Genomic DNA, 12,077 nt, shown 5'->3' with positions numbered 1-12,077 from the left:
CGTCAGGTACTCCTCTTCAATAGCATTGCCGACAGTGGCGGCAATGTCAGTTCCAGCGATTGTTCGAAACCGTGGCTGGGCCGCGCTTCAGCGCTGACCACCTCGGGGTTGCCGACGTTGCTGCCGCCATAGACGGCGGCATCGGTGTTGATGATGGTGCGCCACAGGGAAGAGCCGCTGTCGGTTGCGGCCGGCACGCCGAGGCGATAGTGATGGCGCACCACCGGCGTCAGGTTCAGCACCACCAGGATAGGCTCGTCGCCGGCCACCGCGTCGCCGATGCGCAGGAAGGCATGCACGCTGTTGCCGACATCGTCGCCGACCACCCAGCGAAAACCGTGCGGGTCAGCGTCGCTGGTGTGCAGCGAAGGCTCGGCGTCATACACGCGGTTCAGGTCGCGCACCAGCAGCTGGATGCCGAGATGGCGCTCGTCGTCGAGCAATTCCCAGGGCAGCTGCTGATCGTGATTCCATTCGGTGCGCTGCCCGAATTCGCTGCCCATGAACAGCAGCTTCTTGCCCGGATGCGACCACATGAAGGCGAGATAGGCGCGCAGGTTGGCGCGCTGCTGCCAATCGTCGCCGGGCATCTTGGCCAGCAGCGAGCCCTTGCCGTACACCACCTCGTCATGCGAGATCGGCAGCACATAGCGCTCGCTCCAGGCGTAGCTGATGCTGTGCAGCAGTTCGTGGTGATGATGACGGCGGTGGATGGGCTCGCGCTCGATGTAGTCCAGCGTGTCGTGCATCCAGCCCATGTTCCACTTGTAGGTGAAGCCCAGGCCGCCGTGATCGAGCGGCGCGGTCACGCCGGGCCAGGCAGTGGATTCCTCGGCAATGGTGACCACGCCCGGACAGCGCTCGGCCACCACGCGGTTCAATTCGCGCAGAAAGGCCACGGCTTCCAGGTTCTCGCGGCCGCCATGCACATTCGGCAGCCATTCGCCGGGCTGGCGGCTGTAGTCGCGGTACAGCATGGAGGCCACCGCATCCACCCGCAGGCCGTCGACGTGATAACGCTCCAGCCATTCCAGCGCGCCGGAGATCAGGAAGTCGCGCACCTCGTTGCGGCCGAAGTTGTAGATCAGCGTGTTCCAGTCCTTGTGAAAGCCTTCGCGCGGATCGGCATGCTCGAACAGCGCGGTGCCGTCGAACTGGGCCAGGCCGTGCGCATCGGACGGGAAATGCGCCGGCACCCAGTCAATGATCACGCCGATGCCGGCCGCATGGCACAGATCGACGAAGCGGGCGAAGCCCGAGATCGGGCCGAAGCGCGCCGACGGCGCGAATTGCGCCAAAGGCTGGTAGCCCCAGGAGCCGCCAAACGGATGCTCCATCAGCGGCAGGAATTCGATATGGGTAAAGCCCATGTCGACCACGTACGGAATCAGGCGCTCGGCCAGCTCTTCCCAGTTCAGGTTGCGGCCGTCCTCGCGCTGCCACGAGGCGGCATGCACTTCATAGATCGACATCGGCGCGGCCGGCGATTCGCGGTCGGCCCTGGCCGCCATCCAGGCGGCGTCGGTCCAGTCATGCAGATGGACGGGAGCCACGACCGAGGCGGTCGATGGCGGCAGCTCGGTAGCGCGCGCGATCGGGTCGGCCTTTTGCGCCAGCAGGTTGCCGTGCGGGCCGATCATCTCGTACTTGTAGCGCTCGCCGACACCGATGCGCGGAATGAACAATTCCCAGATGCCGGCTTCATGACGCAGCCGCATCGGATGACGCCGGCCGTCCCAGCCGTTGAAGTCGCCGACCACCGAGACCCGCTGCGCATTCGGCGCCCAGACCGCGAAGCGGGTGCCGGCTACGCCGTTGATCGTCATCGGCTGCGCGCCCAGGGTCACGCCCATGCGGTAATGCACGCCGCCGGACAACAGGCCGAGTTCATGGTCGTTCAGCAAGAGGCCGAAGGAGTACGGGTCTTCGGTGTCCTGCACCGTTTCGCCGCCGTTGCCATCGGGCCAGGTGATGCGCAGGCGATAGAACTGGCCGGGCCGCATGCGCGGCAGCGCGCCGGAAAAGATGCCGCGCTCGTCGATCTTCGGCAGTTCGCCGAGCATGCCGTTGCGCAGGCCCACGACCTGCACCCGCAGCGCGCCCGGCTGCCAGGTGCAGATGTGCATGCGCTTGCCGACCGGATGCGGACCGAGCACGGAAAACGGATCGCGCAGGCGGCCTGCCGCGAGCGCATCGCGCGTGGCGGCGTCGAGCGGGGCGGGCGTCGGGATGGGAGTTACTGGCATCTCTTGCTGCATGTCGTCCTCGATGTTCCGGATGGCGGCTCGCTGGCGACTGGCGGGCGGTTTCGAACCCGTTCCCATCACGCGCGCGCACGCAGTGCCTGCGCAGCAAGGTCGGCTTCCTTGGCGCGGGGCATGAGGCTGTTGGCAAACAGCGGCCTGGCGGCTTCCGGCGCGATCTCTTCATACATGCGCAGGTATTTCAGCGCCGGGCCGCTCCAGGAAAAGTCCGGCCGCATCGCATTGCGCTGCATGCGCTGCCAGTGCGCGCCCTGGCTGTAGAGCTGGAGCGCGCGCTCCAGCGCAATCACCATGTCGTCGGCATCGTCGCCGTCGAACAGCACGCCGCTGGCCGAGTCGGCCGGCGCATCGCCATCACCGGCGTCGACCACGGTGTCGCACAGGCCGCCGACGCGCGACGCCACAGGAATCGTGCCGTACAGCATCGAGTAGATCGGCGTGAGGCCATAAGGTTCGAAGCGGCTGCCATGCAGCAGCATGTCGGCGCCGGCGTGCAGCGCATGCGCGAGCTTTTCGCTGTAGCCCATGTGCACCGCGACCCGGTCCGGATGCGCGGCCGCCAGTTCGCGGAAGGCGGCTTCATACGCCTGGTCGCCGCGGCCGAGCACCACGATCTGCGCGCGCGGATGAATGTTCAACAGGCGCGGCAGCGCGGCCAGCGCGACATCGGCCATCTTCTGATGGGTGATGCGGCTACCCAGCGCAATCAGGGGCGCAAACGGTTCGACCGGCAGGCCGGACAGCTTCTGCAGCTCGCGCTTGCAGGAGCTCTTGCCCGACATGTCGTCGACATGGAAGGTGCGCGCAATCAGCGCATCGCTCGCCGGGTTCCAGGTGGCCGTATCGACGCCGTTGGCAATGGCCACCAGCGCATCGCGCCGCGCATTGAGCATGCCTTCGAAGCCATAGCCGAATTGCGGCGTGAGGATTTCGCGGGCGTAGGTATCGGAGACGGTGGTGATGCGGTCGGCATAGGCCACGCCGGCTTTCAGGAAACTCAGCTTGCCCCAGAATTCCGCGCCGTCGGCGCCGCGCATCGCATGCGGCACGCCGAGCGCGTCGGCGGTATCCATAGCCATGTTGCCCTGGAAGGCGAGGTTGTGAATCGTCAGCGCCGAGCCAACGCCGGTGATGCCCTGCGCGCGCAACAGCAGCGGGGCCAGGCCGGCATGCCAATCGTTGGCGTGCAGCACATGCGGGGCCGGGAACACTGTCTCGCCGGCGCAGATGCGCGCCGCGGCATGGGCCAGGTCGCCAAAAGCCAGTGCATTGTCCGGGTATTCATTGCCGTCGGCATCGACATAGGGGTTGCCGCTGCGCACGGCGAAGCGCGCGGTTTCGAGCAGCAGCACCGGCACGCCGGATCCGGGCATCGTACCCAGCAGCAGGCGGCCCGGGCCGCCGCCGGGAAGATCTTCGAGCAGGGGGCCAAGCGGCCGCAGCGCATCGGCCGCAGCCAGCGCGGCCGGATAAGCCGGCATCAGCACTGTCGCATCGACATGACGTTCAACGAGTTCAGCGGCCAGCGCGGAAATCACATCCGCCAGTCCTCCGGTTTTCATCAACGGAACTGCTTCCGACGCGACCAGCAGTACGCGGGCTTTCCCCATCTTGTTTGACTCCCCTTGGTTTGATTGATGACGCCGCCTCGGACTGGACCGTGTGTATGGTGTTCTCGGTGTGTGACGGTAAGAGACGGCGTTGGGAGCCTGTGCAGCGGAAGAGGGCAAAGCGAAACGCGCGGGAGTCAGGCCCGGTTTGGCGCCACTGCCCAGGCCCGGGTAGTCCCGCGGGCCTGGGCAGTGGCGCCAAACCGGGCTGTTTCCACGCGCGTTGCAGCTACCTTTCTCTGCCGCACAGACTCTCGAGAGATTAGCGGCAGTGTTGTCATTCCGGTATCAGCGCTTGCCGCATGGCGGTGTGGGATTCGTCCTACAGCGTCTTGGGATTTTTTCCTTGCGGCAGGGCTTTACTTCTTCGTTTTGCGCTTCTGTTCCGGGATGACAAAGCCGATTGGGCGTTTCGGCGGATCAGGTTCAGGTGTCATCAGTTCGCGGATTGCCTCGAAGACCTGCCGCATCTGCAACTTCATGTCACGCTCAAAGCCGGCATGGCGCATCGTCATCGCTTCGGTCTTGCGCTCCAGCTCCTCGAGCTTGCCGGCGAGTTCGCGGTGTGTATGCAGCGCTTCGCGCAGTTGTACGAAGGCGCGCACCACGTACACCGCGACTTCGGTGGCGCGCGGCGTGTTGAGCACCGTGGCGGCCATGATCGCGCCGTGTTCGGTGAAGGCCAGCGGCAGGTAGCGACGGCCGCCATGTTGCGTCGGCTCGGCACTTGAGGTCGCAAATTGCGACCTCAAGTTTTCGAACTCCGTGGCATCCAAGCGAAACATGAAGTCGGCGGGAAAACGCTCCAGGTTACGCTTGATCTGCTCGTTCAAGCGCTTCGTCGTCACGCCATACAGCGCCGGCAGGTCGGTGTCGAGCAGCACTTCTGACCGCGCAACAGCAGGATGCGTTGGGTCACGGTTTGCAGCGGCAAGGATGGCGTGGCCGGATGCGATGGCATATCGGAAGACATTGCTTGGGCTCCTTTCTGCGCGCAGCACGCCAATGCGGCAATGGCTGCAATCAATGGGGAAGCAAGGGGAAGCAAGGGGAAGCAAGGGGAAGCAAGGGGAAAAGGCGCGGACCCGCATCGCGGGCCGGAGAGGAAAAACCTTGCCATGATGGCACAGGACTTGATGCCCGAATGAAAGAATGTGTCTGTTTTCTGCGGCAGTGCTGCAACATCGCTTGCAAAAGCTCGGTACAGCACGCATAACTTTCCAAGTAGAAAGTATAATCCTGAGCGTTAAACGCACTTAAAAACACCTAGTTTCAAAAATTCAATATTGGCTTTCGCCATCCCGGATCGCTGATCCGAAGCCGCGGATGCCGTGCGCCGGTGCAAGCCTGCCGACATTCCTGGACGCCATCGATTGCTCAATCTCCTGTTCCGCGCGCTTTGTCTGACATGCCTGCTGCTGGCAGGCATGCGCGCGTCCATGGCGCAGCCGGCAATTACGTCCGCGCCGCGGCCGACGGTGGCCTTTTATTACGGCGACCATCCGCCGCTGGCCGAGCTGGCCGCTTTCGATATCGCCGTGGTCGAACCGGCGCATGTGGCCGACCCGCGCCGCAGCGCGCGCAACGCGGCGGGAGCCAGCCATCAATTGTTTGCCTATGTCTCGGTCGGCGAAGTGCGCGCCGACCGGCCGTATTACGCGCGCTTGCCTAAGGGCAGCCTGCGCGGCGGCAATGCCGCCTGGGGCAGCCGGGTGATCGACCAGACCGCGCCCGGCTGGCGCGATTTCTTTCTCGATGCCATCGTCGCGCCGCTGTGGCAGGCCGGCTGGCGCGGCTTCTTCCTCGACACGCTCGATTCCTATGGCTTGTTCGCGAAGACCGATGCCGAGCGCCGCGCGCAAACCGATGCGCTGGTCGCGCTGATCACTGAATTCAAGCGCCGCTATCCCGACGCGCGGCTGATGACCAATCGCGGCTTCGAGCTGTTGCCGCGCGTGGCATCGCTCATCGACGCGGTCGCCGCCGAATCGCTGGTCGCCGGTTACGACGCCGCTTCCGACAGCTACCGCCCGGTGCCGCAGGCCGACCATGACTGGCTGGCCGCGCAACTGCGCACCGTGCGCGACACCTATCACCTGCCGGCCGTGGCAATCGACTATGTCGACCCGGCCGCGCCGCATGCCCGCGACGCCGCGCGCGAGACCGCGCGCCGCATCCGCGCCGACGGCTTCATCCCCTGGGTCGCCGACGGCGGCCTGGCGTCGATGGGCGTGGGTGCGATCGAAGTGCTGCCGCGGCGCGCGCTGCTGATTACCGACAGCTACGGCCTTGACCTGGCACGCACCGGCGCACAGCGCTTTCTCGGCATCCAGCTCAATTACCTCGGCCTGGCCTACGACATCGTCGATCTGTCGAAGGAAGCGCTGCCCGAAGGCATCCTCGAAGGCCGCTATGCCGGCATCGTCGCCTGGTTCCGCGCCGGCACCAGCCATCCGGAATTCGCGCCCTGGCTGGCGCGCCAGACCGCGCGCGGCATGCGCGCCGCCGTGTTCGGCAACTTCGCGCTGCCGCCGGGCGCGGACCTGCCGCCGTCGCTCGGTCTGGCGCAGGAAGCGACCGACGGCGCGCGCCTGACGATCGCCACGCGCGACGCGGCCATCATGGGTTTCGAAGCGCCGGTGCTGCCGGACCGCAGCGCGGTGATCCCGCTGCGCCTGGCCGACGACAGCGGCGGTCGCAGCCTGTTGCGTCTGACGGATGCCGACAAACATTACTTCGACGCCGCCGCCTTCACCGCCTGGGGCGGCTATGTGCTGGCGCCGTTCACGGTGCTGGAACTCGATGCGATCGAATCCCAGCGCTGGGTGGTCGAGCCGATGCGCTTCTTGCGCTCCGCGCTGGCGCTGCAGGCGCTGCCGGTGCCGGACGTCACCACCGAGGGCGGGCGGCGCATGCTGATGTCGCATGTGGATGGCGACGGCTTCGCCTCGCGCGCCGAGATTCCGGGCGCGCCGTTTGCGTCGGAGGTGATGCTGAAGGAATTCCTCGAGCGCTACCGCCTGCCTACCACGGTGTCGGTGATCGAGGGCGAACTGTCGGCCAGCGGCGTCTATCCGGCATCGTCGCAGGCGACCGAGGCGATCGCGCGCCGCATCTTCGCGCTGCCGCAGGTCGAGCCGGCCAGCCATTCGTATTCGCATCCGTTCGACTGGGCCCAGGCGCTGGCCGACCGCGGCCCGACCTATCGGCTCAAGGTGCCCGGCTACACCCTGGATCTGCAGCGCGAGCTGCGCGGCTCGGCCGACTACATCAATCGGCTGCTGCCGCCGGGCAAGCGCACCGACATCTTCTTCTGGACCGGCGACTGCGTGCCGCCGGCCGAGGCGATCGCCGCATCCTGGCGCGAGGGCTTGCTGAACCTAAACGGCGGCGACACCCTGATCACGAGGAGCCGCAACAGCTGGACCGAGATCGCCGGGCAGGGCGTGCGCAAGGAAGGCTGGTACCAGGTGTTCGCGCCGCATCAGAACGAGAACGTCTACACCAACAACTGGACCGGCCCGTTCTACGGCTTCGAGCGCGTGATCGAGACCTACCAGCTCACCGGCGAGCCCTACCGCTTCAAGCCGATCGACATCTATTACCACGTCTACTCGGCCAGCAAGCCGGGCTCGATCGCGGCGCTGCATCGTATTTACGACTGGGCCAGCGCCCAGCCGACCACGCGCGTGTATGCGTCGCAGTACATCCGCAAGGTGCTGGATTTTGAAGACGCGACCATCGCGCGAGACATCGCCAGCGGCGAGCTGATCGTGCGCGCCGGCGCCGATTTGCGCACGCTGCGGCTGGCTCCCGATGCGCCGCTGCCCGACCTGGCGAAAAGCCAGGGCCTGGCCGGCTTCACGGCGGGCCCGAATGCGCGCTATCTGACGCTGGCCGCCGGCGAAGTCCGCCTGGCGCCGCCGGTGGCAAAGGGCCAGCCTGCAGCGTTGCCCTACATCGCCGAAGCCAACGGCGCCATTGCCGACCTGCGCCGCAGCGCAGACGGCCGCGAGCTGCGCTTCGCGCTCGCCGCCAACGGCCCCGGCCTGTTGGCCATCGCCGGCAAGTCCTGCAGCCTCGACATCGATGGCAAGCCGCTTGCTCCGACCCCGATTTCCGGGCGTTTCGTCACCGCCGCGAAGGATAGTGACGCCAATCCCATTGACCACTATGAGTTCGGCGCCCCCAACACCGTCCAAGCGACACGGTACCTGGCACGCATTCGATGCGCCCAGTGAACGGCAGAAGCTGTTCTCGCCATGGACCATCGTCGGCTTCGGCCTGACGGTCGGCCTGGGGCTGGCGCTCGTCTATCCGCATCGCGCGCTCGAGCATCGGCTTGCGGCGGCGGACAGCGCTGCGGGATCGGGCGCACTGGCGATCGAATATCTGAAAGTGTTCGTCAAGGCCGATCCATCAGCCGGCGAGATGCGGCTGCAGCTCGTCAAAAAGCTGGCACAGGCCGGCGACAGCGACAGCGCCGAGCGCCTGCTCGATGCGCCGCAGGCCAAGGACGATCCGGCAATTCGCCGCGAAGCGCCGTGGATACGGCTGGCCCTGGCCGAGGAGCGCTACTACGCCGCGGCGCCGGATTCGCCGGCGCGCGAGGCTGCGCAGGCGCGCCTGCGCCAGCGCCTCGCTGCGCTGCTGGAGGAACCGCTGGGCCCGCATCGGCTCGCCACGCTCGGCACGCATGCGCTGGCCGATGCCGAACCGGCGCTGGCGCGCGCAGCCTTTGCGCGGCTGGCGCAGCTGGACGCGACGCTGCCGGCGGTGGCTTACCGGGATGCGGCGCGCGGCGCGCTCGGCGTGGGCGATTACGCCAGCAGCGCGCGGCTGCGCTTTCTGGCGATGGAGCGTGCCAGTGATCTCGCCGAGCGTCGCGAAGATTTCCTCGCCGCGCTGAAGATCCTGCAATCCGGCGGCCTGCTGCAGCAGGCGCTGGATGAGGCTGAGCACCGCCTCGGCCCGCTTGCCGCCGACACCGACGTGCTGAAATTCCTGGCCCGGCTGGCGCGCTCGGCGAACCGTCCCGACATCGCCGAGCGCTATGCGAAGCGCTTCCTGGAATTGACGCTGATGGAGCGCATGCGGGCATGGGAAGGCATGCGGCTCGTGGCCTGGCATGGCGAACGCCCGCATGGAAATACGCAGGCAGTTGGCGCACGTGTCATGCGCATTGCCGATGCCGCACCTGGCAACGGACCCGGCCTGGCGTTCGACGAGGAGGCCTACAGCCTCGGCTATGACATCTTCCTGTCCAACCGCAACCTGGCCGATGCGCTGCGGGTGGCGCAGTCGGCGGCGCGGCAGCGGCCGCAATCGGCATTGTGGCGCAAACGACTGGCTGAGGTCTCGGAATGGAGTGGCGCGCCGCGCGAGGCGCTGGATGCCTGGCTCGCGCATGCGCGCATGAGCGGCGAGGAAGCGTCCTGGGATGCGGCGCTGCGCCTGTCGGACAGCCTGTTCGATGGTCCCGCCTTGCGTGAAGCGCTGGAACATAAGCTTGCGCGCGAGCCGATGGGATTGAACTGGCTCAACCGGCTGCTGGCGCTGGATGAATTGTCCGGCGAGCCGGGCAGGGCGATCGCCCGGCTGCAGCAGCGGCTGGCCCGAGGCGGCCTTCCCGCCGCCGAGCGCGAACGCGAAATGACGCTGCTGGCCGACATACAGGAACGCGCCGGGCGCGATGCCGATGCGCTGGCCACCGTGGAAGGCCTGCAGCGCGCCTTCGGCCCGCGCACCGGCTATGCGCTGAAGATCGCCAACCTGCATTTCCGCCGCGGCGAACTCGAGCCGGCCTTCGCTGCGCTGGAAGCCGCGCGCGGCGCGGCTGCGGCCGACGATGCGCTGTACTGGAAAAATTACGCTGAACTCGCGCGCCTGCTGGGCCGCGACAACGACGCCGAACGCGGCTATCGCGCGCTGGTCGCGGCCGGTTTGCAGTCGCCGGCGGATGTGTCGAACCTCATCGCGCTGTGGCAGCACGACCGGCCGCGCGATGCCGCCGCGCTGGCTGCCGATGCCTATCTGCGCGGCGGCGAGCCGGCGCTGGCCGAAGAGGCGCTGTCGCTGTGGGCTACCCTGTCTGAGCGCAATGCGGCGCGCGCTTTCCTGGCGCGGCTGTCGCCGCAGCAGCAGGCCGCGCTGGAAAAACGCGCCGCTTTCCTGATTCAGCGCGCGGCATTGAAACAGAGCGGCGAAGACCTGCCCGGCGCGCGCACCGATCTGCGCGCCGCGCTCGTCATCGATCCGGCCAATGTCGAAGCGCGCGCCGCGCTGGTCTGGGTGCTGATCGCGCTGCGCGACACCGAGCCGCTGAAAGAAGCGTTGCGGCAGTGGTCGCCGCAAGCCGTGCGCAGCCCCGCGCTGTGGGAAGCCTTTGCCGCCGCCGCGATGAGCCTCAACCGCCAGGACGAGGCGCTGCGCTGGTTCAGCCGCTTCGACCTCAAATCGCGCCGCAACGATGTGCTCTGGCTGATGGCCTATGCCGAATGCCTGGAAGCGAATTCGCGCACTGAGCTTGCCTGGCGCATCCGCCGCCAGGCCTGGGACCTGCTCCGCGATCCGCAGACGATCGCGCGCCTGCGTCCTGGCCAGTTCGAAGCGATGCGCGAGCGGCTGGCCTCGCTGGCGCCGCAGTTCGCCGGCGGCGAAGGCGCGTGGCGGGTGATGCAGATGCTGCTGCGTGCCGACGCTGCGCAGATCGCCGCGCAGCAGGCCGCCGGCAAGGGTGCCGACATCGCAGCGCCGGCGCAGAACCCGCGCGAACTGATCGAGCGGCTGGACCGGGAAATGGCGCATGAGGCGCGCGGCTCCGGTGCGGGTAGTGCCGGTAGTACTGCCGGTACCGCCAGACTCGCCGATGTCGCCACGCTGCTTGCCGCCGGCACGAAAACCGAAGACGCGCGGCTTGCCGCCGGCGCGCGCGAAGTCGCGCTGTCGTATGCGCTGAATGCGGATGGCAGCGACCTGGCCCGCGCCTGGCTGGCCGCGCGCTATGCCGGCCAGGTGGCGCGCCCGCTGTATGCCGAACTGTCGCTGGCGCTGCAGGACGACGACCGCAACAGCCTGAACCGCCTGCTCGACAATCTTGCCGACTGGCTGCCGATGTACGACCGCATCGATGCCGCGCGCCGCGCGCAGCGCCCGGCGCTGGCGCAGACGCTGGCCTTCGACCAGCTCGCGCGCCTGCCGGACGATGAGCAATTGCATCAGCGCCTGGTGGAACTGACGACCGAGAACGGACCGAAGCTGTCGGTGGGCACCGTGCATCGCAGCGAATCGCCGCTCGTCACCACCGAAACCCGCATCGACGCCGCCACCCAGGTCACGCCCGGGCTGCGCTTTTCCATGGCGCTTTCCGAAAAGCGCCAGCGCAGCGACGATGGCGCACAGCTGCTCGATCCACCCTCGCTGGACCGCCGCCTCGCGCTCACCGTCACGCGCAGCATCGACACCGGCAGCATCTCGGCCACGCTGCAGCGGCGCCAGGCGCTGGCCGGCACCACGGGCGCGAAGCTCGCGGCCGAAGCCGCGCCGCTGCGCGACCTGCAGGTCTCGGGCGCCATCGGCGTCAACCAGGCGGCGATCGAATCGGTGCCGCTGATGGTCGGCGGCATGCGCCATCTGGTCGAAGCCTCGGCCACCTATGCGCTCACCAGCCGCGCCTACCTGCGCATGGACCTAGGCTGGCAGCGCTTCCTGTCGCAGGGCGGCGCGGCGCTGGGCAGCGGCCGCAGCTGGCGCCTCGAAGCCGGCCAGCGGCTGCGCATCGATTACCCGGACATCACGCTGTCGGCCTACCTGTCGGGCAACCGCTTCGCCGCCAACGGCAACTTCGACGCGCAGATCGCCAGCATCCTGCCCGCCGGCGCCGATCCGGCCACGACGCTGCTGCCGCAGGGCTCGCGCACTGTCGGCCTGCTGCTGGCCACGGGCGCGAATGCCGAGGCCGGCTATCACCGCGCGTGGCGGCCGTATGGCGCCGTCGGCATCTCGACCAACACTGTCACCGGCCACGGCTATGAGCTGCGCGGCGGCGCGGCCGGCAGCGTGCTCGGCGGCGACATGCTGCGCCTCTATCTGGACCGCACCGCCGCCACGCCGGCCGCCCAGCAGGGCAGCCGCGAAATCGGCCTGAAATACGACGCCTTCTACTGATTCCCCACCGCCCATACTGCACAACGATGAGACATCC

Annotated in this window: 5 protein-coding genes; 2 read left to right on the top strand and 3 right to left on the bottom strand. The window is 67.6% G+C overall.

Annotated elements, in window-relative coordinates:
* Nucleotides 1-2: 2 nt before the first annotated feature.
* The 3 genes from glgB to JJB74_RS26725 form a co-directional block, all read right to left on the bottom strand.
* Nucleotides 3-2,246: a 1,4-alpha-glucan branching protein GlgB gene (gene glgB / locus JJB74_RS26735; RefSeq protein WP_200597265.1), complete on the bottom strand. Its 2,244-nt coding sequence runs from the start codon at nt 2,244-2,246 to the stop codon at nt 3-5.
* 77 nt (nt 2,247-2,323) lie between these two features.
* Nucleotides 2,324-3,874: a glycogen synthase GlgA gene (glgA, locus tag JJB74_RS26730; RefSeq protein ID WP_200597263.1), complete on the bottom strand. Its 1,551-nt coding sequence runs from the start codon at nt 3,872-3,874 to the stop codon at nt 2,324-2,326.
* A gap of 359 nt (nt 3,875-4,233) precedes the next feature.
* Nucleotides 4,234-5,088 (bottom strand): ORF6N domain-containing protein, encoded by an 855-nt coding sequence (locus JJB74_RS26725; protein WP_234484888.1) that lies wholly within the window; start codon nt 5,086-5,088, stop codon nt 4,234-4,236.
* A 159-nt stretch (nt 5,089-5,247) separates the two neighbouring features.
* On the opposite strand from JJB74_RS26725, the gene JJB74_RS26720 reads away from it, so the two are divergent.
* Both JJB74_RS26720 and JJB74_RS26715 read left to right on the top strand, forming a co-directional pair.
* On the top strand, nt 5,248-8,115 hold the full coding sequence (locus JJB74_RS26720; RefSeq protein ID WP_200597261.1) for a bifunctional glycoside hydrolase 114/ polysaccharide deacetylase family protein: 2,868 nt from the start codon (nt 5,248-5,250) through the stop codon (nt 8,113-8,115).
* Nucleotides 8,048-12,040, top strand: a complete 3,993-nt coding sequence (locus JJB74_RS26715; RefSeq protein ID WP_200597260.1) for a tetratricopeptide repeat protein — start codon at nt 8,048-8,050, stop codon at nt 12,038-12,040. The genes JJB74_RS26720 and JJB74_RS26715 overlap by 68 nt, the downstream gene beginning before the upstream one ends.
* Nucleotides 12,041-12,077 lie beyond the last annotated feature (37 nt).

It is taken from the genome of Noviherbaspirillum pedocola, from assembly GCF_016632335.1.
Lineage (GTDB): Bacteria > Pseudomonadota > Gammaproteobacteria > Burkholderiales > Burkholderiaceae_D > Noviherbaspirillum_A > Noviherbaspirillum_A pedocola.
Note: the sequence above shows the minus strand (reverse complement) of the source record. Positions and strands in the feature narration are given on the sequence as shown.